28 protein-coding genes and 1 pseudogene are annotated in these 25,038 nt (G+C 38.5%); 10 read left to right on the top strand and 19 right to left on the bottom strand.

What is annotated here, in order from left to right; genetic code table 11:
• Positions 1–84: 84 nt before the first annotated feature.
• A complete protein-coding gene (gene brnQ / locus EEI45_RS03470; protein ID WP_125164161.1) occupies positions 85–1,401 on the top strand; it encodes a branched-chain amino acid transport system II carrier protein in 1,317 nt (438 codons plus the stop codon).
• A gap of 37 nt (positions 1,402–1,438) precedes the next feature.
• On the opposite strand, the gene EEI45_RS03465 is transcribed toward brnQ, so the two are convergent.
• From EEI45_RS03465 to EEI45_RS10065, 5 genes and pseudogenes are all read right to left on the bottom strand, one after another.
• Positions 1,439–2,302, bottom strand: a complete 864-nt coding sequence (locus EEI45_RS03465) for an IS3 family transposase (RefSeq protein ID WP_267128162.1) — start codon at positions 2,300–2,302, stop codon at positions 1,439–1,441.
• Positions 2,299–2,673 (bottom strand): helix-turn-helix domain-containing protein, encoded by a 375-nt coding sequence (locus EEI45_RS03460; RefSeq protein ID WP_181950066.1) that lies wholly within the window; start codon positions 2,671–2,673, stop codon positions 2,299–2,301. Before EEI45_RS03460 ends, EEI45_RS03465 begins: the two co-directional genes overlap by 4 nt.
• A gap of 103 nt (positions 2,674–2,776) precedes the next feature.
• Positions 2,777–2,935 (bottom strand): hypothetical protein, encoded by a 159-nt coding sequence (locus EEI45_RS09105; protein WP_228410519.1) that lies wholly within the window; start codon positions 2,933–2,935, stop codon positions 2,777–2,779.
• Positions 2,936–2,968: 33 nt separating this feature from the next.
• Positions 2,969–3,412 (bottom strand): LysR substrate-binding domain-containing protein, encoded by a 444-nt coding sequence (locus tag EEI45_RS03455; protein WP_407644014.1) that lies wholly within the window; start codon positions 3,410–3,412, stop codon positions 2,969–2,971.
• Positions 3,413–3,469: 57 nt separating this feature from the next.
• Positions 3,470–3,559: pseudogene (locus tag EEI45_RS10065) on the bottom strand (helix-turn-helix domain-containing protein); the annotation flags it as partial.
• 171 nt (positions 3,560–3,730) lie between these two features.
• On the opposite strand from EEI45_RS10065, the gene EEI45_RS03450 reads away from it, so the two are divergent.
• On the top strand, positions 3,731–4,444 hold the full coding sequence (locus EEI45_RS03450; RefSeq protein WP_267128151.1) for a YeiH family protein: 714 nt from the start codon (positions 3,731–3,733) through the stop codon (positions 4,442–4,444).
• A gap of 73 nt (positions 4,445–4,517) precedes the next feature.
• Complete coding sequence (locus EEI45_RS09895) at positions 4,518–4,742, top strand: putative sulfate exporter family transporter (protein WP_267128150.1); 225 nt, start codon at positions 4,518–4,520, stop codon at positions 4,740–4,742.
• A gap of 197 nt (positions 4,743–4,939) precedes the next feature.
• Here the strand turns inward: EEI45_RS09895 and EEI45_RS09100 are convergent, their stop codons facing one another.
• The 8 genes from EEI45_RS09100 to EEI45_RS03425 all read right to left on the bottom strand — a co-directional run bounded on the left by EEI45_RS09100 (position 4,940) and on the right by EEI45_RS03425 (position 10,125).
• Complete coding sequence (locus EEI45_RS09100; protein WP_228410518.1) at positions 4,940–5,623, bottom strand: sensor histidine kinase; 684 nt, start codon at positions 5,621–5,623, stop codon at positions 4,940–4,942.
• A gap of 23 nt (positions 5,624–5,646) precedes the next feature.
• The gene (locus tag EEI45_RS09095; protein ID WP_228410517.1) at positions 5,647–5,844 is read right to left on the bottom strand and encodes a hypothetical protein; all 198 of its coding nucleotides are present in this window, start codon (positions 5,842–5,844) and stop codon (positions 5,647–5,649) included.
• Positions 5,845–5,875: 31 nt separating this feature from the next.
• Positions 5,876–6,199 (bottom strand): hypothetical protein, encoded by a 324-nt coding sequence (locus EEI45_RS09090; RefSeq protein ID WP_228410516.1) that lies wholly within the window; start codon positions 6,197–6,199, stop codon positions 5,876–5,878.
• Between the two features lie 37 nt (positions 6,200–6,236).
• Positions 6,237–6,932, bottom strand: coding sequence for a response regulator transcription factor (locus tag EEI45_RS03440; protein WP_125164159.1), 696 nt, complete (start codon positions 6,930–6,932; stop codon positions 6,237–6,239).
• A gap of 113 nt (positions 6,933–7,045) precedes the next feature.
• A complete protein-coding gene (locus EEI45_RS09085) occupies positions 7,046–7,186 on the bottom strand; it encodes a hypothetical protein (protein ID WP_228410515.1) in 141 nt (46 codons plus the stop codon).
• Positions 7,187–7,271: 85 nt separating this feature from the next.
• On the bottom strand, positions 7,272–7,472 hold the full coding sequence (locus EEI45_RS09080) for a hypothetical protein (RefSeq protein WP_228410514.1): 201 nt from the start codon (positions 7,470–7,472) through the stop codon (positions 7,272–7,274).
• Positions 7,473–7,535: 63 nt separating this feature from the next.
• Positions 7,536–9,428, bottom strand: a complete 1,893-nt coding sequence (locus EEI45_RS03430; RefSeq protein ID WP_228410513.1) for a sensor histidine kinase — start codon at positions 9,426–9,428, stop codon at positions 7,536–7,538.
• On the bottom strand, positions 9,415–10,125 hold the full coding sequence (locus EEI45_RS03425; protein ID WP_125164158.1) for a response regulator transcription factor: 711 nt from the start codon (positions 10,123–10,125) through the stop codon (positions 9,415–9,417). The genes EEI45_RS03430 and EEI45_RS03425 overlap by 14 nt, the downstream gene beginning before the upstream one ends.
• Positions 10,126–10,241: 116 nt before the next feature.
• On the opposite strand from EEI45_RS03425, the gene msrB reads away from it, so the two are divergent.
• Together msrB and EEI45_RS03415 are read left to right on the top strand one after the other, a co-directional pair.
• Positions 10,242–10,652 carry a peptide-methionine (R)-S-oxide reductase MsrB gene (gene msrB, locus EEI45_RS03420; RefSeq protein ID WP_125164157.1) on the top strand — a complete coding sequence of 137 codons (411 nt, stop codon included), beginning with the start codon at positions 10,242–10,244 and terminating at the stop codon, positions 10,650–10,652.
• Entirely contained in the window at positions 10,618–11,064 is a 447-nt protein-coding gene (locus EEI45_RS03415) for a putative immunity protein (RefSeq protein WP_228410512.1), read from the top strand. The genes msrB and EEI45_RS03415 overlap by 35 nt, the downstream gene beginning before the upstream one ends.
• 40 nt (positions 11,065–11,104) lie before the next feature.
• On the opposite strand, the gene murJ is transcribed toward EEI45_RS03415, so the two are convergent.
• From murJ to EEI45_RS03390, 5 genes are all read right to left on the bottom strand, one after another.
• Positions 11,105–12,610, bottom strand: a complete 1,506-nt coding sequence (gene murJ / locus EEI45_RS03410) for a murein biosynthesis integral membrane protein MurJ (protein WP_125164156.1) — start codon at positions 12,608–12,610, stop codon at positions 11,105–11,107.
• A 134-nt stretch (positions 12,611–12,744) separates the two neighbouring features.
• Positions 12,745–14,043, bottom strand: coding sequence for an APC family permease (locus tag EEI45_RS03405; protein ID WP_125164155.1), 1,299 nt, complete (start codon positions 14,041–14,043; stop codon positions 12,745–12,747).
• 9 nt (positions 14,044–14,052) lie between these two features.
• On the bottom strand, positions 14,053–15,750 hold the full coding sequence (locus EEI45_RS03400) for an FAD-dependent oxidoreductase (protein ID WP_125164154.1): 1,698 nt from the start codon (positions 15,748–15,750) through the stop codon (positions 14,053–14,055).
• A 38-nt stretch (positions 15,751–15,788) separates the two neighbouring features.
• Complete coding sequence (locus EEI45_RS03395) at positions 15,789–17,060, bottom strand: YeeE/YedE family protein (RefSeq protein ID WP_125164153.1); 1,272 nt, start codon at positions 17,058–17,060, stop codon at positions 15,789–15,791.
• Positions 17,061–17,431: 371 nt separating this feature from the next.
• Positions 17,432–18,220 carry a pseudouridine synthase gene (locus EEI45_RS03390; RefSeq protein WP_125164152.1) on the bottom strand — a complete coding sequence of 263 codons (789 nt, stop codon included), beginning with the start codon at positions 18,218–18,220 and terminating at the stop codon, positions 17,432–17,434.
• A 77-nt stretch (positions 18,221–18,297) separates the two neighbouring features.
• Here EEI45_RS03390 and EEI45_RS03385 point away from each other — a divergent pair, with 77 nt between their 5' ends.
• The 5 genes from EEI45_RS03385 to EEI45_RS09070 all read left to right on the top strand — a co-directional run bounded on the left by EEI45_RS03385 (position 18,298) and on the right by EEI45_RS09070 (position 23,419).
• Positions 18,298–18,693, top strand: coding sequence for a GNAT family N-acetyltransferase (locus EEI45_RS03385; RefSeq protein WP_125164151.1), 396 nt, complete (start codon positions 18,298–18,300; stop codon positions 18,691–18,693).
• Positions 18,690–19,631 (top strand): TIGR01212 family radical SAM protein, encoded by a 942-nt coding sequence (locus EEI45_RS03380; protein WP_125164150.1) that lies wholly within the window; start codon positions 18,690–18,692, stop codon positions 19,629–19,631. Before EEI45_RS03385 ends, EEI45_RS03380 begins: the two co-directional genes overlap by 4 nt.
• A 198-nt stretch (positions 19,632–19,829) precedes the next feature.
• Positions 19,830–22,355 (top strand): sialidase family protein, encoded by a 2,526-nt coding sequence (locus EEI45_RS03375; RefSeq protein ID WP_228410511.1) that lies wholly within the window; start codon positions 19,830–19,832, stop codon positions 22,353–22,355.
• Between the two features lie 107 nt (positions 22,356–22,462).
• The gene (locus EEI45_RS09075) at positions 22,463–22,957 is read left to right on the top strand and encodes a hypothetical protein (protein ID WP_228410510.1); all 495 of its coding nucleotides are present in this window, start codon (positions 22,463–22,465) and stop codon (positions 22,955–22,957) included.
• Between the two features lie 15 nt (positions 22,958–22,972).
• Positions 22,973–23,419 (top strand): LPXTG cell wall anchor domain-containing protein, encoded by a 447-nt coding sequence (locus EEI45_RS09070; RefSeq protein WP_228410509.1) that lies wholly within the window; start codon positions 22,973–22,975, stop codon positions 23,417–23,419.
• 81 nt (positions 23,420–23,500) lie between these two features.
• On the opposite strand, the gene EEI45_RS03370 is transcribed toward EEI45_RS09070, so the two are convergent.
• The gene (locus tag EEI45_RS03370) at positions 23,501–24,961 is read right to left on the bottom strand and encodes a DEAD/DEAH box helicase (protein ID WP_125164149.1); all 1,461 of its coding nucleotides are present in this window, start codon (positions 24,959–24,961) and stop codon (positions 23,501–23,503) included.
• Between the last annotated feature and the right edge of the window lie 77 nt (positions 24,962–25,038).

Here is a 25,038-nt window from a genome sequence, read left to right as displayed (position 1 = left end):
TCTTTTTTTTTGTGATTATTATTGACAATATTTGTTCATTAAAGTTTAATTAAAAAATAAAATTAAAAATTAAGGGGTATTCATATGAATAAATTATCAAAATCACAATTACTGTCTGTTAGTTTAATGTTGTTTTCCATGTTCTTCGGTGCTGGAAATCTTATTTTCCCAACAATGATTGGTTACCTTGCGGGTTCACACAAATGGATTGGAATCTTTGCATTTAGTATTACAGCGGTACTCTTACCAATCCTTGCCCTTGTTGCCGTTTCCAAACAAGATGGTTTTTTAAATCTCGCAGACAAAGTACATCCGTGCTTTGCACTAATTTTCCCAACCATTTTATATCTTTTAAGTGGTCCACTCTTATCGGTGCCACGAGCAGGGATTATGCCATTCGAAACGTCACTTCGCCTCCTCTTTAATGACCCAAGTCATATTCAAATTGGATTATTGATTTATTCATTCCTATTTTTTCTTCTATGCTTTGGTTTTTGTATAAAACCACAAGCACTCAGCGATCGTGTTGGAAAAATCTTAACACCGTTGCTTTTGTTATTTATATTAATATTGTTTGGTGCGGCTTTCGTCACAACTTTATCCAGTAACACCCTATCGCATGAGCCCTACCTCACATCAGGGTCTGCATTCGCGAGTGGTTTTGTGGATGGCTACTTAACACTCGATGGATTAGGTGCTTTAAATCTTGGTATTTTGGTTACAATGTCAATCAAAAGTTACGGTTTGAAAGATGAACAACAAGTTCGAAAATCCACCATTCAATCGGGTGTGATTGCAGGTATTCTCTTATTTATTGTTTATTGTATGCTTGGTTTTTTGGGTAATTTAATGTCGAGTGAATTACTTCATGCGCAAAATGGTGCGGAAGTTATTGCCCGTCTTGGAACACGTTTATTTGGAAACTACGGTCCATTCGTATTGGGGATGCTCTTCTTTCTTGCATGCCTTACAACATGCGTTGGGCTCATCAGCTGTTCTTCTGAATTTTTCGCAGAACGTTATCCACGCTTAAGCTATCGCCGTAGGGTATCAATCCTTTGCTTCCTAAGTTTCGCAATTTCAAATATCGGATTAACAACAATCCTTAAAATCAGTGGGCCCATCCTCGCATGTGTCTATCCTGCGGCCATCGTTTTAATTCTCTTAGGTTTGTCTTCAAAACCTTCTGCTCTTACATACCGTATTGCAATCATCTCAAGTACGATTTTTAGTATTATTACGGTGCTTGATCACATTAAAATTTCAATTCCCGTAATTACACAATGCTGTCGAGCACTGCCCCTCTATTCACTCAACTTGGGATGGGTCGTTCCCACTTTCATCCTTGCCTTCTGCAGTTTGCAACTTCAATCCATCCAAAAGAAAGAGGAACTGATATAACTGGAGTTGTCAAACAAAAGTAGACATTGATAAAAGACTAGAAACCCTTATCCATTTTATATTGGATAGGGGTTTTGTAATTTAAACAGTAAGCAGGTCTTTCAAAATTGAAATAATGTACATATTCTTCGATAAAATTTTCAAAGTTATCTACGGACCAGTATTGATAATCACACGCCATTTCTGCTTTAATCCATCCATTTAATGATTCGATAATTGGATTATCTGTAGGTGTTCCAGCTCGCGACATAGATCTAATTATGTTATAATTTTCATGCGCTTTAGCGAAAGCTTTAGAGTGGTAGACAGCTCCTTGATCTGTGTGAAGAATCGTGGGAGCTGTTTTTTTATTATCCTTAAGTAGCGCAAGGAGATCCTCGAGACACTTGTAGTAAGGCTTAGGATCACCAGTTGTACGCGATAATGCAGAACTGATAATTTCATTGTTAAAGGTATCAACCATTAAAGTCCATTCATAATTAATCCCTTTGTTTCGAATATGTGTCATATCTGAAACAATAATTTCTAAAGGTTTGGTTCCCCTCCATTGATTCTTTATAATATTAGGATAAATTCGACTTTGTGTTCCAGGTTTTTTATAGGAATAGTGTTTAACTTTTGATTTAATATTTAAAAACTTGCAACACTTGTGGATTAAATTATCGGAAAATTCAATCCCTAAATCACTTTGCTTTCTCATGACTGCAGCGATATCATGATAACCATAACTTGGAAAACGGCGATGCCAGTCTTTAATCACAAAGCTAAGAATCGCTCTTTTTTGTTCATAAATATTGAGATCATTCTTATGCTTTAACCACTTGTAATAACCAGATCGGTTCAAATTCATAAATCTAAGAATGAACGTAATCGGATGTTTAAAAGATAAGTCATGTGCTATTTGGAATTCTTGTCTTTTAAAGTAACGAACTCCTTGTTTACACCAACTCCTTTCACCTGGTACCCTTTTTTTAATCGTGCAATCTCAATATCTCGTTTTAGAATTTCGAGTTGAAGTCGTTCGAGCTCAGTTAATGATTTACTCGTATGAAGCGCAGAAAAATGATTTCCTGTCTTTTTCTTGTTTTTTAAACCCTCTTTACCATCACGCATGAATCGATCAATCCAACCATTAATCGTTCCTTTAGGTATTCCTGTTTCTTGTGATAGTTTCGCAGCACTTATATGTTCATCAATATGACGTGTAACGACTTTAATACGATCCTCATAAGTCCATTTATTATTTAATCCACCTTTGGGTCTTCCCATCATTAATACCTCCGTTTTATCTCTGATTTTATTATTACACAAAAAAGTAGACAAGTCTTTTTTACTTGTCTACTTTTAGTTTACTACTCCAATATAAGTTCCTCTTTTATTTTTGCGTAAGTCGGTAAATTGCTTCAATCTCATTGTGTTTAAGGTGATGTTTTAGATAGACAAAATGCAAGGGACGTTTTAATTCAAAATCTTCTAACTCAAGATACGTTAACGTTTTGTTTTCAATATCATCATGAGCTACTTTGGTATACATAAACGACAACGCATCCGATCGTTTTAAAATGTTTTATGGTTTGAAAACTGCCAATCTCTTGACTGATTTAAACGAGGTTAAGCGATGATTATGAGCCGTCAGCCAATTTTCAAAAATTGAACGGGTCCCTGAACCTTGCTCGCGCACGATAACGGGATAGTACAATAATTCTTCCACGCTCACCCCTTGTCCTGCCAAAGGATGGTTTTGTGCCACCACAGGCATAAAACGTGCCTCTGTAAAGATATGTGATGTAAAGATATCTTGGTCAAACATTCCTTCAACCAAGGCACAATCAATAACACCCGATTTCAAATCCTCCAAAAGCGTCTCCGTATTCGCAACTTTAATCTGGAAATTGACACACTCATCAATCAGATACGATCGTAATGACGTCGGAAAGTAATAATCCGCAATTGATAATGTCATTACAATGGATACTGGATTTTCGATACGTTCAAGTTTTTGAAATAACACCTCTTGGTGAGCACTTTGAATTTTGGCGAAATCATACAGAAAATAAGCAGCTTGTGTAAAATGAAGCCCACGCCCTTCAAAAAACACCAATTTACACTGATACACCGATTCCAAACGTTTAATATGTTGCGATACTGCGGGTTGGGTTAAATGAAGTGCCTAAGCCGCCTCGGTATAACTTTCCAAATCCATTACCGTCATTAATGTTTTTAACTTTGGATCCATACGCCCTCCATAAATATTCTTTATCTATTATAACACAGAATAATAAACCGTTATGATTGGACATGTTATACTTTCTTTGGAAAGAGGGGTCTTATGAACTCAATTAAAAAATATACACCCGGTTTTATGCTTTCATGCATTGTCGCTTTGATTGCGGTCGTCCTTGAAAGCTTATTACCCGTAAAATTTGTCGGTGCATCCGTCATTGCACTTCTTATTGGAATGCTTGTGAATGCATGGAAAGAACCAAGTGCATTGATTAAAACAGGTTTAAAATTCACATCGAAACACGTTTTAAAATTCGCAATTATTCTTTTAGGTGCATCGCTTAATATCACCATGATCTTAACTGTAGGAAAACTTTCTTTAGCTGTGATGGTCTTTACCCTCCTTACATGTTTTGGCGGGGGTTACTTTATCGGTAAGAAACTTGACTTAAATTGGAAGTTATCCAATTTAATATCTGCCGGTACTGGAATTTGTGGTGGTTCCGCAATCGCAGCGATTGCACCTGTTATTGAAGCAGAAGATGAAGATATCGCCTATGCGATGTCCGCAACTTTCTTGTTTGATGTCCTAATGATTGTTTTATTTCCAATTATGGGTAAAGCACTTGGACTTACCGACATGGCTTATGGCTTGTGGGCAGGCACTGCGGTGAATGATACATCAAGTGTTGTGGCCGCTGGCTATGCATTCTCTGAGGCTGCCGGTGATTTCGCGACCATGGTTAAGTTGACACGGACACTGGCAATCATTCCAACCGTTATTGTCTTCTCGTTAATTCATGCTCACGTAAAAACGTGACGGTTTAACACCCGCAAATGAATCCATTAAATTCACCCGAATCATCCCATGGTTTATTCTATTATTTATTGGCATGGCCATCCTCAACAGTACGGGTCTCATACCTGTTGGCATCAGTCATTTACTGAAACAAATTAGTAAGTTTTTAATGGTATGTGCACTGGCTTCAATTGGATTAAATACAAAATTTAAATCTATGATCAAGACAGGACTCAATCCGTTCCTTCACGGTTTTATTATTTCATTACTGGTTGTGGTTGTTGCATTGGGAGTTGAATTTATGATGGGAATTGTATAGATAGACGACACAAAAAAAAACAGGAATATAAATCCTGTTTTTTTGTGTCTTATTACAACTGAAGGACTGATCGTGGAAAGAATATGGATTGATAACAATCGTTATCAAATCAACGAGATTAATTATGTATACGGTCATCCAGTTTTAAGACATTGATAGTATACAAAAGAATACTAATAAATCCTATTCTTTCTTACTTAATAATTCTTAACCGTCAATGCAAGGCATACTTGGAATCGATTTCCAATCCGATTCCAAGTCAATGAACCATCTTGTAGACTCATCAAGCGATCACAACTTCTTAACCCAATACCATAACTCTCCTGATTTCGTGGTTCTACGGCAACATCATTCTCAATGATCATCCATACCTTGGATCCTTTCATCATGATTTTCACCGTAACCCCGTGTTCATATTGAGCGTATTTAATAATGTTTGAGGTGATATTATCAAAAATGCGATGCATTAAGATATGGGATACATAGCACCATCCCAGGTCTTGAACACAGTCCTCTACAACAATATCCAAACCATGTACCTCAAGGGAAGCCATTAGTTGTTTTAAAAAGTCCTGCTTCAAGTCTTGAAAAGAGGTTTTAATTATTGGAAAAGAATGATCTTCTTGATTGGCAATATCGGTGAAGCATTGAAGTAACGCTTGCGCTAAAGCTTTAACTTGATGTGCTTTTTGATAACAACGTTGAATCTTATCGTGATGCGAAGGATCGAGTGACTGATCATTTTGTAGGTATTCAAGATAACCCAACAAGATGGTCATTGGCGTTCGTATATCATGCGATAACGTTGTGGTTGCATCTTTCAAGGCTTCTTGTGAACGCACAACCATCTCCGTATTCGCAATCAGCGCTTCGCGCATCATATTAATGCCACGCGCTAAATCAGTCAGTTCATCATTCCCTGCTCCGACACTTTTGTTTCAAGCATCCCACCGCCAATCGCATTCAGTTCGTTGGTAATCGTTTCAATGTATAAGGTCATGCTTCGCAGTAAAATACACATAACCGTTATAAATGCGATAAACGAAACAACCCGATTCACCTGATCAAAGCGATCGAGAAATTCAATAATATCTTGACTCATGATATCAACACGAAGGAATCCCCATCTACCTTTAATCCAAAGGTTTGTAAGGGTAGGAGGCATCATTGACCGTATCAAAGGATCGCACCTCAACCTCAAGATCATTGGTATACAAAAGTTTTGAATTATTATAGATATAAAACACTGAATAAGGATATTGCTTAGCCCAATCATTCAGTTGATCAAAGGATTGCTCGGTAATGTTTTTATCATCAATATACGTTTGTAAAGATTCGACACGTTGAAAAATCGTGTTTCGTTTGGGGTGGACACTGGTAATATAGATTTCAGAGAAACGCTGCATCGTAAAATACAAACACGAACTCACGACTGTTGCGATAAAGATATAAACCAAAATTTGAAACGAAAGATGCGTTGGCTTCTTTGTTTGCCTAAAGACCATCGTATGTATACCCTTTACCCCAAACGTTCTTTACAATTTTGGGTTTATTGGGTTCATCCTCAACTTTTTTACGCAGGTTTCGAATATGAACCATCACCGTATTGGAACACGAATAAAAATATGTATCCTCCCATACAATTTCAAAAAGCTGTTCCATCGTATAAATGCGGCCTGGATTCCCTAAAAGAAGCCGTAATATACGATACTCACGTTCTGTAAGATCGAGCAGTGCTCCCTTTTTATAAACTTCATTGGTCCTACGATTTAAACGCAAGTCCTTTGATTCAAGAAAATCGGACTCATACCCTTGTGGTTTGCTTCCGTAATTACAGTAACGTCGAAGCAGTGCTTTCACACGCACACTGAGTTCAAGATACGAGAAGGGTTTCATGACATAGTCATCCGCACCTGCTGAAAATCCTTTAACTACATCTTCTTCTCTTTCTTTTGCAGTTAGAAATAAAATTGGAATGTGATGTGCATCCCGAATTTTCTGGCAAAGCTGAATACCATCAATTTCTGGCATCATTACATCTAAAATGGCTAAATCAAATCCATCATCAAGAGCCTCCAGCGCGTCATACCCATTCGCATATGTCTGCACGTGAAAACCATCGTTTGTGAGTAGTAATTCAAGCAATTCTCTGATTTCAAAATCATCATCAACCACCAATATCCGATTCATAATACATCCTCCTTAAGTAAATCAAGTTTAAATATAGAGATTCTCACTTTTCTTGTCAATAATTGTTATTCAAAATCACGTAAAAAAAAACGATCCTGGAAAGATCGTTTTACTTAATTGGGGGATGGTGTGATGTACTCCATAAAGAATGGCCCTCGATTTCGATAGCGTTCAAGATGTCCATTCGCGGTTACTTCAATCATCCCTGCACGTTTGACTTCTGTTCGCTCCAGCCCAATAACATAACGTGTCATGATGGACCCTAAATAAAAAATACATCCCAGTAGAAATACTGTGAGAAAGATGCGTCGAGTTAAGTTGTCAATGCCATACCGTCGATCAAAGGCGTTGGGACGCATTAGAAAATAAACCATGTAAATCAACAGGAGGATGATACAGATAAAGAAACATCTTAAAATGGGAGCGATAAACTAAATGCAATTCAGAATAGAGAATCACGCGAACTATCGTCAACATCGTAAAATTAATTACGGCGATTAAGACGATGATATTTTTAAATTTCATAAGTTTTTGATTCATAAGCATCGTCTCCTTCACTTTATTATACGTGAGAAAACGAAGTGTGTCACTGAAGTGGGAAGGTTAATTTAACTTTAAATAAATCGCCGTCAATTTCCAACTTAAACGCGCCCCCATGACTTCAGTTAATGCTTTTGCGATTGAAAGCCCCAGACCGCTCCCTTCTGTATTTCGGGAAGCATCCCCGCGTACAAATCGCTCCATTAATTCATCCGAACTGATGTTTAACGATACATCCGATATATTTTTAATTTCGATGACTGCATTGTGATCAATTTGATTTAACGTTACATAAACACGTGATTTGGTTAAGGAATACTTGCAAATATTTCCAAATAGATTATCCAAAATACGGAAAAGGACATTACCATCTAAATGCGCATGAACCTCATCTTGTATCACAATAAGCTCTAATTCATTCTGATTCAAACGATCACGGTACTCTCCAATGACTTGATCAAGAAGGACATTAAGGTCGGTATCTTCTTGATTGAGAGGGATTGTTCCTGAACTCGCTTTCGATGCTTCAACTAAATCCTCAATTAATTTTTTAAGACGTAACGATTGTCTTGAAAGAACGTTTAAGTATTCCTGCACTTCAAGATCGTCAAACGATTTTTGTTCAAGAAGACCAATATAATTGATAATTGATGTCAACGGTGTTTTGATGTCATGTGAGACATTTGTAATCAAATCCGTTTTCATGCGTTCCGATTTCATTTGTCGCTCAACCGCACGATGCATCCCATCAGATAGTTGATTTAAATCCTGTGCATGGTCTTTTAAGACGCCATTAAGTTTTGAAGTATCAAGGGACTTATCGAAATTTCCTGAAACCATTGCTTGTGTCGCTTCACGGATTGCTTTACCATCAACTGCAAATTTCAAGATAAAATAGACAACCACCCCTGTTTTAATCAACCAGAAAAACAACATGGTTCCACTATTATGATTGGAAATTGATATCATCGTTATAAAATCAAACAGTAACGATGCTCCCACAATCATGGAAACTTTTAGAAGCAAGTCACGATTGGAAAATGACGCTTGATACAAACATTTTATCGGGAGGTCCCCCCATCGATAGACCCATGAATTCACAAAGAGCTGTTTTGCTTTAATGCGTTTAATTAAAGAATGATAAAAGACAAAGGATAATCCCAGTCCGATGAGCGAAATGCTCGTACCCATCAAAAAGGCATTGGGAACATCGCGATAGAATACATTAATACTCTCGCCAAGAAGACTCATTGAAAAGCCAAAAACCAGCAAATATAATAACACAAAAGGTTCTAAAGGTGAGCGATCGAAGGTATTCTGTTCGATGTTACCATCTTCTTGTCGAATCCCTGCATGTTTTGTATATGTAATCATCGATGCAAGCATTAAGAATGCAGAAACAATGAGAATGCCATATAATCGGTAACCAATCTCTAAAAGCGTCGTGATCAAAAGATCCAGGTACCAAAACACATCGGGTGCTCCCTCAACGATTTGGCTTTCAACCCGGTAATCTTTTTGAATCATTTGTGATTTTATATAATTACCATTCGAATCACGTTCATCCACGCTTTGATAATCCGAAAGAGTATAGACTGTGATAAATCCAGATTTAGAAGGGGATTCCTTGCTGTATAGAAGTGCATTCTCCGAATTATAGATTTTAAAAAAATGATTTGGAGACACGACAGATTGTTCCATGTCTATAAGTCCTGCGGAAAAACGTTTTTCAGACGCATTATCAATCGATGACGTTCGAATCAAAGCCTTAATTTGTTCTTGGGCTGTTTCTTTGAAAACATGCTCCCGTAATGCTTCAGGCGTCATGCTGTTCACATGAAGATCTTGCATCTTCACCAGACCATACACACTCCCTACAAATCCCCAAAGGGATACGATAAATACGGCCGCTGAGACGAAACGAATCATAAAATGTTTGCGTTTATTTCGATTCATGGTTTATATCTCCTTCTATTTTATATCCTTGACCCCACACTACTTTAAAATAACGTGGTTCGGATGGATTGATTTCGAGTTTTTCTCTTAAGTGGCGAATATGAACAGCAACCGTCCCTTCTGCACCATAGGAATGGTCTTGCCATACCTGTTCGTAAATCTGCTTGGGTGAAAAAACACGGTTTGGATGTGCCATCAAGAACTTTAAGATTTCAAACTCGGTAGGTGTACAACGGACGTGTTTTCCATCCATACTCACCGATTTGGTTTCATCATTTAATTCCAGTCCACCTACTTTTAAAATATGTGACGATTCTATATAACCTTGATTAAATTGTCTATACCGACGAAGTTGTGATTTTACGCGCGCAATCACTTCCATTGGATTAAACGGTTTCGTTATGTAGTCATCCGCCCCAACATTTAATCCTAAAATCTTATCCGTATCTTCTCCCTTAGCCGTCAAGAATATAATTGGGATTGTTGTTGTTTGACGAATATGCATTATCGCCTCCAACCCATCCATTTCAGGCATCATAATATCCAGTAACACCGGATCAATCCGCTCCTTCTTAAGCACATCCAATGCTTCGACACCATTAAATGCTTCATAAATCATATAATCTTCTTGTGATAAATAAATTTTTAATGCGTTCACAATATCTCTTTCATCATCACAAATCAAAATTTTAGCCATCTCGTCACCTCATAGTTCTATTATAGGGACTAACTGTTTAAAACCCAACGGGTCAAATGTTTAAGAATTGTTTAAGATACAACATTGTTCTATAATAAATTCAGGAGGACATAAAGATGAATCTAAAAAATAAACTCACACCCATTCAATATGAAGTCACCCAAAACAGTGCCACTGAAGCACCGTTTACGGGCGAATATGATGATTTTTATGAGCCGGGAATTTATGTCGATATCGTAAGTGGCGAACCCCTTTTCTTATCAAATGATAAGTTTAATGCAGGTTGTGGATGGCCAGCTTTCTCAAAACCAATTGATGCATTGCTTGAGGTTGAAGATGAAACACGACGTATCGAAGTCCGTTCCTTAAATGCAGATTCGCATTTAGGCCATGTCTTTAACGATGGACCGAAAGAACTTGGTGGACTTCGTTACTGCATTAATTCCGCAGCGCTTCGCTTTATACCACTTGATCAAATGGAAGAGGAAGGCTATGGACACTATATCCAACACATCAAACATGACTGATACTGAATTACTGGAAACACTTTTAAAAGACACACCCAAACCCATTGTTGTCATGTGGGCTGGTGATTGCTTGGAACATGCCTTAACTCTTTGTCGATATCGTGATGTGCACGCCACCGCGTCCCTTAAAGCAACACGAGATTGGGTTCAAGGCACTATGACGACTGATGAAGCACGAAAACGTGCCTTAAAAGCCCATGAACGTGCACGTGAGCTTACAAAAACAGAACACATCTATTTACTTAGAGCGAGCGGTCATGCGGCAGGAACGACACAGGTTAAAGCACACGGCATTCAATGTGCAGACTATGCCTTAAAAGCAGTTCAAGTTGGAAAACGCAGTAAACGTTCCCTTGAGCGAAAATGGCAACTTGATACGTTGACCAATTATCTCGATAAAAAAACTTCTTAAAAGAACAAAACAAGTTCTTCTCAAGAAGTTTTTTTTATGATTAAACCTTGATTCTTTTTTTAATAATTTCATCATATTCCGGTACACCCATAAAATGCATGACGAGCATATAGACCGCAATACCAAAGGCAATCACAATCACAACACCTTTTTTACCCATATCAGCAAGCACCGTTGGGTAATAGATGGCATAAACCGCAAATCCCATAATAAGTGAAGCGATCATCGTTTTTGAGAACGAACGCATAAATTGACCCGTTCTCAATCCATTTAAACGGATACGCAGAGCATTATAGAGTAACAGTGATCCGATAAATGCAGCCAATGTGGTTGCAAGTGCAAGACCGGTTACCCCCATTGTCTTTGAAAGCAGAAGATTTAAAACAATATTGGCGACTACAGAAATAACCCCAATACGTACGGGTGTCTTTGTATCTTCCAGTGCATAAAAGGTTTTCGTTAGAACCTGTCGCATTCCAAATGCCACAAGACCCAAGGAATAGAAAAATAAAATTGTACCCGTAACCACAATCGCTTGATCATCAAACTTACCATGACCTAGAAGCATCATAACAATCGGTTTTGAAAGCACCATAATCCCAATTGACGCAGGAATCATTAATAAATTCACAACATTTAATATTTTCGTAACGGTTTCTTTAAGTTGTTCGGTTTCATTTCGAACTGCATTCCCCACTAGGGTTGGATAGAGTACTGTTGCCATTGTGGAGACGAATACACCTAAGACTGCGTCATTGATTTGCGATGCATAACTGATGGCGGAAATCGATCCATCCGCAAATGTAGAGGCAATGGTGCGGTCAATGACGAGATTTATTTGATCAATTGAAGCCCCAAGAATAATTGGAATCGCCATCACCGTCATCATCTTCACATAAGGATTGCGAACATCAAAGGTTAAACGACGTTTAAAGCCTTTACCTTTTGATGTTAGGAAGGCAAATAGATATTGAATGACACTCGCCACAAAAATCCCAATGGGTAAGACCATGATATCCGTTTTCACGCTCATAAAAATGGATAGAATCACGACAATATTCATCATAAAACTTCCGATTGGCGCAATAAGAAAGCGATTATGAATCTCATGATAGCTCTCATAAATCGACCGTGCCCCAATAAAAAAGATGGATAACAATGTCACTTTAGTAAAGCGAACCGCAAGTGCCAGTTTGGCTCCTGTATACCCATGTGCGAATACGAGTACAAGTTCTTGGGTAAAGACAAGCCCCAGTAATACAAGTACCAAAGCTAAAAGCGCAATCAGATTGAGGGCATCACTCATGTATCGATCGGCAATGCCTTCACCGTGCTCTTCTGATGCTCGAATATAAACCGGAATAAACGTACTTACCAATCCGATTGCTACAAAACCAAAGATAACATTAGGAATACTCCATGAAGTAAAGTAAACATCCGATACCATGGATGTTCCGTAAAAATATGATAAAACAAGGCCTCTTACAAGACCTAATATTTTTGAGATAAGAATTGCGATGGTTAAATAAGCTGCATTTCGTTTCATGGGATTCCTCTTTTCTTTTCTATTATACCCTTTTCAGCGTTGAAACATAACGAAAATGTTGTGTCACACAATTAAACATCATCGAAGGTGTTTCATAAAAAAAGGGTAAAGCGACAGTGCTTTAACCAAAAAGATTATTGATATTTAAAATAATAGAAAACACCAAGTGCCGACCAAATAATCATAAAGATAAATGAGGGCAACTGGAGTTGTCCAGGTGATCCCGGTATGACGAGAAGTCCCACAAACACAAGACTTACTAAAGCACCAGCAGCACTTAAACGCCCCGACGATTTTCGATAGCTAATCATACACACATAGAAATAAACGATGGCCGCTAGAAGCGATGACATATCTACTATATAGATAATCATCTCACGTCCAAACCATGGAGCAACAAGACTCACGATCGTAATAAATCGAATTGCTTTCGTGTACATCCCATTTTGGTTTTCATAGCTATACTTTTCAGGAATGAGCTTATATTGAGCTAATGCTCCAATAAGTTTGCTTCCCCCAAGCATAAAGCCATTAATACCACCCGATACCGCACCTGCAAGTGAAATCAGCAGCAAGATAAACGCCGCAAATCCCAAGCGACTTAAAACCGCTGACCCTAATGCCCACTCCTCAAGCAAACCTGCTTGTGGCGCAAAGCCCAAGGCTGTCGTGATGTTATTGAGATTATAGAATACAACACCTGCAAACACAGCGAGCATGGTAACCCGAACGGCTTTTGAAGGACTAAAGTCTAAATCTGTTGAACCCTGTGGTATGACATCAAACCCTACAAAGAGAAACGGTGCAATCGCAAAAACTTTCGCAATTTGAGCAAGATCAAAGGTATAGGGTGTAATATAGTTTTCTTTTAGAACGGAAGTTCCTTGAGTGGCTAGCATCATGGTGAAAATTACCATAATATTTGCGACTGTAAGTAAAATCATCACATTTTGAACTTTCGAACTCATCTTAAGTCCTTGGATGTTTATTTTCGCAAAGATAATAATGATAAAGCTTGCGATTAGTATTTCTGAGAGATATACAGAGGTTCCTCCGATATCATAGAGGTATCCAAACGTTACAATTGATCCAAAAAGTTTTTTCACGACAAGCACAAATGCTGTCGCATTCAGAGGCACCATACTGATATAACAAAGAATTAAGAACCAGCCTACAATGAAACCGTGCTTTTTTCCTAAATTATTGTATGTATATGAGAACTCACCACCATCTTCATTATGGGAAGACATCATGACATGATAGCCTTGAACAATAAAGATAATTGCGATGCCACCAAGAATAAGCCCGATCGCAGTGTTTATTACACCGCTTTCGGGCAAGAACTTGGTCCCCGGGAGCGTAAACGATCCCCAACCGATAATTGAACCTAATGCAAGCGCCAAGATATCCAATTTACTGAGTCTTTTGCGCATACTGTTTCCTTAGTTAAAGTTGTATTCTGTAACGATTTTATCACGGCCTGTGACTTGATCGTTAAAGTATTCATAAACACAGATTCCAAGATATGATCCAGAAATATTAATTACATTATCAAATCCAAGGTTTTGAAGTGCCATTACAGCATTATATGAACGTTGGCTTGAACGACAGTGTAAATATACAGGCTTATCCGTAGGAATTTCATCCAAGCGATCACGAATTTGGCTTAATGGAATATTGATTGCATTGATAAGGTGACTTAAAGCATATTCATGTTCTTCACGCACATCAATAATACATGCATTGGATTCTACCAATTCGCGAACTTGCGTTACAGGAACTTGGTTGAAACGACCGTAAAGAAGGTTTAAACCAACAAGCGCTGCATGATTCACAACATCTTTGGCTGTACCAAATGGTGGTGCATAGCATAATTCAACTTCTTTAAGATCTTCAAGCGTTCCACCCATTTGAATCATTGTCGCAATGACATCAATACGTTTATCAACATTTCCCTTACCGATTGCTTGTGCACCCAGTAATTTACCTGTTGGGTATTCAAATAAAAGTTTAAAGTGCATTGGATTTGCATCGGGCATTAACCCTACTTTATCACCCGGGATAATGTAAACAAAGTCATAGTCGAAACCGTTAGCCTTTGCCATTTTTTCATTAAGACCAGTTGATGCAGCGTTCAAATCAAATACTTGTACACATGATGATCCGACAACACCTTTATTGTTATGAGGAATTCCATACATGTGATCTGCAGCTGCACGTGCTTGACGTTGAGCAGGACCTGCAAGTGCAAGACGTGTTGGTTTATGTGTAATTTGGTGGAAGACTTCAATCGCATCACCCACTGCGTAAATATTTTTATCGTTTGTAAGATAATTGTGATCTACCTTAATTCCACCAGTAACACCGATTTCAAGATCTGCGGCTTTCGCAAGACTTGTTTCAGGTGCAACACCGATTGCCATGACAACTGCGCCGGATTCTAAGATGGTTCCTGAACCCAGTTCCACACTTGTTTCTGTAATCTTTTTAACGCCATCACCAAGGATTAGGTTGATGCCGTGATCCATCATTTCTTTATGTAGTACTTGTGCCATATCATAATCGAATGGACTCATGATTTGATCAATAGCTTCCACAAGTGTTACGTTTTTGCCTGCATGACGCAAGTTTTCCGCAACTGCCACACCGATAAATCCCCCACCAACAACGGTAATGTTTTCAATGTTGTTGGTGACGATATGTCCGTTTAATTTTTTAATATCGACAACATTACGTACGGTAAAGACATTATCACCGTCAATGCCTTCGATACTGCGTGGTAAGATTGCACTTGCTCCTGGTGATAGGACAAGCTTGTCATACGCTTCATCCATTTCTTCACCAGTTTCAAAGTTTTTAACCGTAACGGTTTTCGCGTCACGATTAATTTTTAGAACTTCAGTGCTTGTGCGTGCAATGATGTTATATTGTTTTTTAAATTGTTCAGGGGTCATTAAGACTAAGTCATCACTTGAAGCAACAATGCCGCTTAGGTGATATGGTAAAGCACAGTTTGAGAAGGACACATTCGGTCCGCGTTCAAACATAATGACTTCCGCATGTTCATCTTGACGACGAACACGAGCTGCAACTGAAGCACCTCCAGCTACCCCTCCAACAATTAATATTCTTTTACTCATGGTAGAATCCTCTTTCTTTTCTAATCTAAGTTATCGTTTTAAGACTTTATTTTTGTAAATGGTTTTGCGAGTTTGTTTCCCAAGTAACCACCGATTACCATCACAACAAGGAATACCCAACCGGATAACGAGAAGTTCGCAATCGGTGTATATAAAGCACCAACATTACATCCGTTCGCAAGACGTGTTCCAACACCCATTGTGATACCACCCATTGCATAAAGCAGTCCATCTTTAACGGTAATGTGTAGCTCTGACATAAATGTATTTTTAAATTTACCTGCTGTCAGTAAGTATACTGCAGTTCCAACAAGGATACCCATGTTTTGAACTGTTACAGGGTTTGCTAAGAATGGTTTTGAGAATACAGCTGGATCCATTTGTGTAAATGATCCCAGGGATTCTGCGGATACACCAAAGAGTGTTAAGAATTTACCAAACCAGAAACCGTAAGGTGTTGATGCACCCCAACCTGCTTTAGTAACACCCATTAATAATGTAAAGAGGATCGCGATGATCACTGCACCTTGTTTTAAAGTCCATGTCTTTACAAAAAGACGTTCATAAGTACTTTCTGTTGGGAAAGCATAATCTTTTTCAACTTCAAATGATTCCATACTATCTTGGCCTTTTTCCACAAAGTGACCTGTGTATGTACCCTCTTTTTTACGTTTTGCTTCGTATTTGTTCGCAAGCACAACCACAAGACCACAAAGCAGTGCTGTTAAGATTAATGCGCCAAGGCATCCACCAAGACCATCCCATTTAAAGAGGTCTGGTAAGAAGACACCACCTGCTGTTTGTGATCCAACTTCAGATACAAACCATGATGTCGCAACCCAACCTTGTTTTTGAAGAGGGAATCCAATAAAGACCCCAAAGCTAAAGAATACGAGTGTAATTAAAGCACGTGGTAAACTTGTAATTAAATCCGTTAAAACACCTGATGCACAGCAGGATGAGAATGCCATCCCAAATCCGAAAAGCACACCCCCAACAAGTAACCCACCATTAATTGGATTAACCCATAAATCCATTTGTGATGGATCTTGGAAAATCATAAATGATGCGGATAATGCTGTTGTAATAAAGAACATAAACATTAAGGTTTTCATTAATTTTGTGGAACCTGTATTTGCAGCACGGTTCACACTTCCTGCAAACCCTGTTGCAGCACGTGTTAATGTATATCCTAATGCAATCCCCATTACAAGTCTGAATAAATGCATATCAGACGCTAAAAAATTCTTTCCAAGGATGAATACTTCGATAAGCAATACAAATCCAATAATATTTTCTGTCTTCTTCATGTTCTCCTCCTATGAATGACAAATAAGCAAACGACACCTTACATTTATAGGATTATCAGATCCCCGTATCTTTTGCGCATCACCGCATGGATAATCATCAAATGTTTAAGGCTAATCGTTGCCTTGCTCATAAATCGTATCACGTATTGTTGACATTACAACTAATTAACTCACGAGTTTTTACGACTTTAGCCATAATCTGCCCTTATATCACTTTTTTCGATTTAAAAGTGATTTATTTCTTTTGTATTTGTGAAATTAATAACTTGTATCACAAAATTTGACCGTTTTGGCCATTCAGTCATAAGCAATACTTATAACTAAAACCTATTGCGTAATAATCTCTGATTATAGCGCATTAAAAAAGCCGCTTAGCGGCTTTGGATACGTCGGTTCATTTCTTCAAGTTCTTGGACGCTTAGATAACTCCATTCTCCTACCTTTAAATCACCCAGTTTAATATTCATAATTCGAACCCGGTTTAACGTTGTGACTTTAAATCCCAATGCCTTTGTCATCCGGCGAATTTGTCGGTTTAAACCTTGATTTAAAATAATTCGAAAGGTTTTCGGTGCAACTTGCTCCACATCGGATGGATTGGTCACTTGCATACGATGGGTTTGTTGGTTATAGATCTCGACCCCTTTGGACATTTGGGTAATAAAGTCTTCATCAATCATCTTATTCACCGATACGATATATTCTTTATCATGACCGTATTCTTCACGTAATATTTTATTAACAATATCACCATCATTGGTAAGTAGAATTAAGCCACTGGAATCTTTATCCAACCGTCCTATTGGGAAGATCATCTTTGGGTAGTTCATAAAATCTGAAATATTGCCCTCAATGGCACCATCCGTTGTACATGTAATACCACGTGGTTTATTTAAGGCGATATAAACTTTCTCGTCATCGATGGTCACGTGATTGCCTTCAACGGTTACACGTTGCCCTGGCAGTACTTGTTGGCCAACAATAGCCGTAACTCCATCAATGGCAACTACCCCTTCCGCAATATAACGATCTGCTTGTCGACGTGAACAATAACCCGAATCACTGATATATTTATTTAAACGCAATGATTCCCGCGCTTCGTGCTGAATGGGATTGATGTTTTCATTGGCGTTTGATGCTTGTTGTCGTGCTTGTTTCATAAAGTCCTCAATCTATTTTCTAATTCTTTACATCTATTCTACCATTTACCGTATAATATGTCACAAGGAGAATAATCATGATATCCATACAAACAACTTCACTTCAACAGGTTTTACCCATCCGCCATCACGCAATGTATCCTGATGGCCCCATAACCTTAGCACAAACAGAGGATGACGCCATGGCACTTCATTATGGTCTCTTTTTGGACCAACACTGTCTTTCCGTAATCTCTGTCGTTAAGCATGATGACACGGTCCAACTTCGAAAATTCGCAACCCTTCCAGGCTTCCAAAATCAAGGATATGGAAGCCTGTTATTAAGCCATGTGCTATCATTATATAATGGGCGCATCATTCTTAATGCGCGAACAAGCAAAATTTCATACTATAAACGTTTTGGTTTTACACAAACAGATCAAACATTTACCCGCAATGACATCGACTATTGTATTATGGAGGTATTACGATGACAAACCCATATCCTTATTCCCTTGATAACAAGCGTTATCAAACATATAACTATTTTACCCAGAAAACTTATGGCCAAAAAGCATTTAAAGTCAGCATCGATGCAGGATTTACCTGTCCAAATCGTGATGGTACGTGTGGAAGTGGCGGTTGTAACTTCTGTAGTGCCCGTGGATCAGGGGATATGATTTTAAAAAATCCAGACTTAGAAAAGCAAATCGAGCACAGCCAAAATATAATGCTTCAAAAATGGCCCCATGCCGCCAAGATTGCATACTTTCAAGCCTACTCAAATACACATGATTCCTTAGAAAACCTCAAAAAACTCTACGACCCTTTCTTCAATGATGATCGTTTTGTGGGGATTGATATTGCGACACGCAGTGATTGCTTGGATGATGAGAAGATTGCATATTTTGAAGCAATGAGTCGTAAGAAAGACTTGACCATCGAAATTGGCTTGCAAACCATTCATCCTGAAACTTCCGAATGTATGAATCGGGGTCACGATCTTGAATCGGTCACAACTTGTATACAAAAACTCAAAGCAGCAGGCATTCGTACTTGTGTTCATATTATTAACGGATTTCCTCAGGAAACGCCTGAGATGATGCTTGAAACTGCCGATTACCTTGCACGAATGCATCCGGAGATGGTTAAAATACACATGCTTCATATTATTAAAGAAACAAAACTGGGTGCAGAATATCAAAAAAATCCGTTTCCACTTCTCTACCGTGATGACTATGTGGATGTGGTTGTGAAACAAATTGAACGCCTGCCCGAAGATATTGTGGTTGCTCGACTTACTGGAGATGGCATGGCGGATGATTTGCTTGCCCCACTTTGGACGGTTCGCAAAATTGCAGTCACCAATGAAATCGATAAACTCATGGTTCAAAAGAACACCTGGCAAGGTAAATATGCGAAGGAGCGCTAAGCTCCTTTTTTTGGTAATTATTTTCGCTAAATTGCGGGTTTACAAGCTAAAATTCAACGCTTAAGGAAACTGATTTTCATGAATATGAAATTTTGTAAATTGTTTTGGACATGGCGAAAAAAGATGCTATAATGTCGATGAATGAAGCGCTTACATTTGAATCATCCATACATTACTTATATGAGAGGGGTATTTAAATTGAAGAAAATAAGTAACATTTTCGTCGTGCTTCTTACACTTGTATTGGGTATAAGTCTTTACCCAAGTTCTATCTTTGCTATGAATGATCTAAATCTTAATCACCTACACTTAAAGGGAGAAGGTGCTGATATTTCCGACCATTTATCACACATCAAAGAATTTAACCAAGGTTCCCTAACCTTACGTTTCCGTTCTGAATCACTATCCAGTGATCTTACTTCACTGTTTTCAATATCAAACGCAAATTTGGAAAACAACTATTTCGCGCTTTACTATCAAAACAGTACCGGTAAGCTTGGCATTGAATTCAGAGATGAAACCGGAAAACATATTATTAATACTTCGGGCACAAGTACCCAACTTGCCAACGCAAACTGGCACACCGTTACCGTCCTTAATCATGGTAATCGTGTAGAAATTTATGCAGATGGACTCTTACTTGCATCCCAAGATGATATTGATTTCACGAAAATCCAATCCATACCTTGGAATCGTATGAAACTGGGTGGCGTTGCCCGCTTAAAAGGTGAAAACTTATGGCCTTTTAGTGGAAAGATTGCTTCATTAAACCTAACCCACGACATCCTCGATGTTGATACCATTAAAACATTACATTCCGACACCGCTTCAACCGTTGATCCATCGACTTCAGAAGCAATTGAGCTCTATGCACCGGGACAAGATGGCAGTAAAAACTACCGCATTCCAAGTCTTCTCACAACTCAAGATGGGACCGTCTTAGCTGCGATTGATAAACGTATTACCCATCAAGCAGACTGGGGAAATATCGATATCGCAATCCGTAGAAGTCAAGACAGTGGTAAAACATGGTCTGATACCCAAGTGATTATTGATTTAAAATCAGACCCAAATGTTTCCCAGGAAAATGTGAATACAAACTATCAAAGTTCCGCATTCCTTATTGATGCGGCAATGGCACAAGATAAACGGAATGGCCGTATTTATCTTTTAGTTGATATGTTCCCAGAATCACGTGGATTCTTTAGTGTTCAAAATGAAGACCAGGACTTTGGTCAACCTTATGTAACCAAAGAAGACGGTACGCATATTGTTCTAAAAGGTACTGATGGCAAGAAATACTACGCAAAAGCTGATGGGACCGTATTTGATTTAAATACGGATATCATCACGAATTATCGCGTTGTCTTAGAATCTGAGAAAGGCATGCCTTTCAATGATCTTGGAGATATTTATGAGGGCGATACATATGTGGGAAATATCTACCTTAAGAAAAGTCCCCTACGCGTCCGTCAAACGGCTTATCTATGGTTAACCCATTCGGATGATGACGGTCAAACCTGGTCATCGCCTCATGATATTACACCACAAGTCAAAGCAGATTGGATGCAGTTCATAGGAACGGGTCCTGGCGTTGGCATTCAACTTGAAAATGGCGAACTCGCTTTCCCGATTTACCATACAAACCGTCATGGCGGTAATTCTCAATCCACATCCATGATCAAAAGTGCCGATGGTATTACGTGGCATAAAACGGAATACCTCAACGATAACCGTAACTTTAACGGTCAAGTTTTAAATTCCGAAACCTTAAATAATGGCGGCGCCCTGGTCACCGAATCCCAAGTGGTCCAACTTAATAACGGTACCCTGAAACAATTTGCGCGAAATGTATCCGGAAAAGTTCTGGTAGGTACATCTTATGATAATGGAGAAACCTGGGAGAATGATCTTGAAACTCTTCCCATTACCGATGTTTACTCACAAATGTCGGCCTTACATTATAACCATGAAGGTAACGAGTATATCTTACTTGCAAATCCAAATGGTCCTAAACGAACCAATGGGGCAGTAAAGCTGCTTCAAGTTTTAGAAGGTGAACGACTCGTTCTGCTCTCCAATACGCATATGCAAAGTGGAAATTATGAGTACAATGTGGTTCAACCACTTCCTGATGGACATTTTGGTTTAATGTACGAACATAAAAAACCTGAAAACGGGGATAATATGTCGATGATGTTTAAACGTTTCTCGTTTGAAGATTTAGGTGTTAAAGATACCTCAAGTTTAAATCTTGATATTCAGGATACCTTCCTTGAAATAAAATCGGATAAGGCTTTAATTCCTAGCTCAAACTTAACGTTAACGTATAATACACATCAAACATCAACACCAAAACGTGTTGATGCGAACACAATACGCTTTAACTTAACAGAACCCATCACCATTCTCAATGGCTTTACTGAAGGCTATCTTGAAACACTTGATGGGAAAGCACTCAATATTGCGAATAAACACGGTCTTGATGCAGCACTCGAAACACTTAAAGCCCTTGATTTTGAAAACCTAGCACCAAGTGTAAAAGATGCAGCGGATCAACTGATTACCAAAGCAGAACTCTTAAGTGATAATCCCTTTACCATTGGTGATTTCATCCAACAAATCCATGCAATGATTGATGCGATTGATCCAACCTACATTCCAAACTCAATGTTTGATGTAACGGCATCAAGTCAAGAAGATGAAAAGGAACACACTCGTTGAAGGTCCTATCGGCTTAGCCTTTGATGGCGATAGGACCTTCTGGCACTCAAATGGGGCGATAAAACCCGCCATTTGATGTAACGATTTCATTCCATCATGAGATGGTTGTGAATGCCTTGACCTATCTACCACGTCAAGATGGAACGATCAACGGTGTCGTCACAGAATATCAAATCTTAGGTAAATTGGGTGATGCACCGCTTCAGGTTCTCACTGAAGGCACTCTCGATACAAATCTTTCAAAGAAAACCATTACGTTTGAGGATGCTCATGTGGATACACTAGTTTTTAAAGTCGTAAAAGGTCTTGAAAACTATGGAAATGCTGCGGAAATTACCCTGCATGGAAAAACATATCGTGCACCTCTCGATTATTCAAGCTTAAATCACGTTCTTGAAACACTTGAAAGCTACGATCAAAACCTTTATACCGAAGCAAGTTTTAAACCATTACTTGAATTAAAAGAAAAAGCCTATGAGCTTCTTGATAACTCAGAAACAACACAGGAAATAATTGATGAAATGGTTCAAAACCTCAATGAATTGATCAACAATCTCGAGTTAAGTAACTACACTTTAGATTCATTACGTTTAAAAATTTAAGAGGTTGAGGATTACATGAATACCCTTGATCTGTCTCTTTATACAGAGACAAGTGTGCAGACCGTATATGATGCGTTGGAGTCTGCGAAAGCACTGCTTCAAACACCACGCTTCAGTTTTAGACGTCTCTTCAAAGCTTCTACACCAAATGAAGCGCAGATTAAAGAAGCCATTGAAGCCTTAGACTCAGCCGTTAGAGGTTTAAGCAAACGTGAGGTTGAAACAGAGGAACCATCAAATCCTGATGAAAGCATCACACCTCCGATTGTAGAACCAAAACCGGATACGGATTCTCAAAAACCCGAAACTCCCGATAGCACAACTGAAGGTGATGTTCAAACAACACCGACAGACAAAACCGATGCAACACTTCCTAAAACAGGAAAAGCTGTTTCTGGATTTGTCGGACTTGGAATGCTTGTATCCCTTTGCGGATTTGTGATTTTTAAACGCAAACAATAATTTTTTATCGCTAACGTATCTTTTTTAGAAAAAAAAACTGTAGCTGCCTCCTTTAAGGTGCAGCTACAGTTTTTTTTTTTTTTATAAGAGGCGTTCGTATTCCGTTTTATTGGCACGGTTTACTTTACGAGGTCTCCCCTTAATGGGCATTGTTTTAAGTGCTTTTAAAACAAGGTCTCCTTTACCATTAAGAATCTCCACAAAGGTTGAAACATCGACAATACTGATAACCCCAATGTCTTCTGCATTCATACCTTCAATGGAACACAATGCACCCACAATATCGACCGGTCTCATTTTTGTTTTCTTACCTGCGTTAATATGAATTTTGGTGATTTCTTGTTTAAAGTCATGCGCTTTATCTTTTTTGACTTTAGGTTTGCGATCACGTTTGGCTTCAAATGCATCACGCCGTGCATCCACAAGGCTTTGACTTGGTTTCACAACTTTTTGAAGTTCATGATCCGTTTCATTAATAATTAAATTCATAAATTTCATTTCGTCACGTTGACTTGTTTCTCTTTTACCATATTTATCCACACGTGCGGTACGGCCCACGCGGTGTGTATAGCTTTCCGTATTTTCAGGAACATCGAAGTTCACCACGAGTGAAACATCATCAATATCCAATCCACGTGCTGCCACATCCGTAGCCACAAGATAACGGAAAAGACCATGTTTAAAGTCCGCTAGGACTTTGGTTCGAAAACGTTGTTCCATCCCACCATGAAGGGTATCTACCTTGCACCCTAAGTCTTCCATAAAATCAGTCACGGATTCTACTTGTTCTTTGGTATTGCAGAAGATGATTGAACTATCTGGATTTTCCGTTATGAGTACGGATTCAAGTAACGCCATTTTATCGGGATAATCGACAATATAGTAACGTTCATCAATACGGTCTTCAACACGACTTTCTGTTTCGATATCAATCCACTGCGGATTTTTTATGTAAAGCGTACAGAGATCTTTAACGCGTTCTGGCATGGTTGCGGAAAAGAGTAATTTTTGACTCTTTTTGGGAATACGGTTAATAATACTTGTAATTTGATCAATAAAGCCCATATTAAACATTTCGTCAGCTTCATCAATCACTAATGTTTCAATATGCGAAAGATCCACGGTTTCTCTTGCCATATGGTCTAATAAACGACCAGGCGTTGCGACAAGGATGTGGGTCATTTCTTTTAAACGCTGTGCCTGTTTCTCAAATGAACTGCGCCCAAATAACGCTTCAACCTTTAAGCGTTTAAAACGACCAAGATTAAATAAATCTTCTTGGATTTGGATGGCAAGTTCACGCGTCGGTGCTAACACTAAAACTTGAGGCTTACGTTTTGCCCAATCAACCTGATGACAAATAGGAATCCCAAATGAAGCGGTTTTTCCACTACCTGTTTGTGATTGCACAACAATATTTTTCCCACTTAATACAGCAGGAATCACTTCTTGTTGAACATCAGTTGGGGCATCATAGCCCAAATACTGAATTGACTTTAGAATTGAGTCATCAATTCCATAATTTTTAAATGTATGTTTCACGATATCATCTCTTTTCTATGCATGGTTATTCTAAACCGAATTCACCATACCGATTGGACATGTGTGAAAGTGCTTTT

Origin of the sequence: Erysipelothrix piscisicarius (assembly GCF_003931795.1) — a bacterium.
GTDB classification, from domain to species: domain Bacteria; phylum Bacillota_I; class Bacilli_A; order Erysipelotrichales; family Erysipelotrichaceae; genus Erysipelothrix; species Erysipelothrix piscisicarius.
Note: the sequence above shows the minus strand (reverse complement) of the source record. Positions and strands in the feature narration are given on the sequence as shown.

Coding starts and splice junctions, on each gene's coding strand:
- EEI45_RS03405 (WP_125164155.1), bottom strand. CDS start 14,043: ATGCGCAAAAGACTCAGTAAATTGGATATCTTGGCGCTTGCATTAGGT.
- EEI45_RS03425 (WP_125164158.1), bottom strand. CDS start 10,125: ATGGCTAAAATTTTGATTTGTGATGATGAAAGAGATATTGTGAACGCA.
- EEI45_RS09100 (WP_228410518.1), bottom strand. CDS start 5,623: ATGATGCGCGAAGCGCTGATTGCGAATACGGAGATGGTTGTGCGTTCA.
- EEI45_RS03400 (WP_125164154.1), bottom strand. CDS start 15,750: ATGAGTAAAAGAATATTAATTGTTGGAGGGGTAGCTGGAGGTGCTTCA.
- EEI45_RS03450 (WP_267128151.1), top strand. CDS start 3,731: ATGAACTCAATTAAAAAATATACACCCGGTTTTATGCTTTCATGCATT.
- msrB (WP_125164157.1), top strand. CDS start 10,242: ATGAATCTAAAAAATAAACTCACACCCATTCAATATGAAGTCACCCAA.
- EEI45_RS03390 (WP_125164152.1), bottom strand. CDS start 18,220: ATGAAACAAGCACGACAACAAGCATCAAACGCCAATGAAAACATCAAT.
- brnQ (WP_125164161.1), top strand. CDS start 85: ATGAATAAATTATCAAAATCACAATTACTGTCTGTTAGTTTAATGTTG.
- EEI45_RS09895 (WP_267128150.1), top strand. CDS start 4,518: ATGGCCATCCTCAACAGTACGGGTCTCATACCTGTTGGCATCAGTCAT.
- EEI45_RS03430 (WP_228410513.1), bottom strand. CDS start 9,428: ATGAATCGAAATAAACGCAAACATTTTATGATTCGTTTCGTCTCAGCG.
- EEI45_RS09070 (WP_228410509.1), top strand. CDS start 22,973: ATGAATACCCTTGATCTGTCTCTTTATACAGAGACAAGTGTGCAGACC.
- EEI45_RS09105 (WP_228410519.1), bottom strand. CDS start 2,935: ATGTATACCAAAGTAGCTCATGATGATATTGAAAACAAAACGTTAACG.
- EEI45_RS09095 (WP_228410517.1), bottom strand. CDS start 5,844: ATGAGTCAAGATATTATTGAATTTCTCGATCGCTTTGATCAGGTGAAT.
- EEI45_RS03395 (WP_125164153.1), bottom strand. CDS start 17,060: ATGAAGAAGACAGAAAATATTATTGGATTTGTATTGCTTATCGAAGTA.
- EEI45_RS03460 (WP_181950066.1), bottom strand. CDS start 2,673: ATGATGGGAAGACCCAAAGGTGGATTAAATAATAAATGGACTTATGAG.
- EEI45_RS09080 (WP_228410514.1), bottom strand. CDS start 7,472: ATGAATCAAAAACTTATGAAATTTAAAAATATCATCGTCTTAATCGCC.
- EEI45_RS03385 (WP_125164151.1), top strand. CDS start 18,298: ATGATATCCATACAAACAACTTCACTTCAACAGGTTTTACCCATCCGC.
- EEI45_RS03440 (WP_125164159.1), bottom strand. CDS start 6,932: ATGAATCGGATATTGGTGGTTGATGATGATTTTGAAATCAGAGAATTG.
- EEI45_RS03415 (WP_228410512.1), top strand. CDS start 10,618: ATGGACACTATATCCAACACATCAAACATGACTGATACTGAATTACTG.
- EEI45_RS09085 (WP_228410515.1), bottom strand. CDS start 7,186: ATGACACGTTATGTTATTGGGCTGGAGCGAACAGAAGTCAAACGTGCA.
- murJ (WP_125164156.1), bottom strand. CDS start 12,610: ATGAAACGAAATGCAGCTTATTTAACCATCGCAATTCTTATCTCAAAA.
- EEI45_RS03380 (WP_125164150.1), top strand. CDS start 18,690: ATGACAAACCCATATCCTTATTCCCTTGATAACAAGCGTTATCAAACA.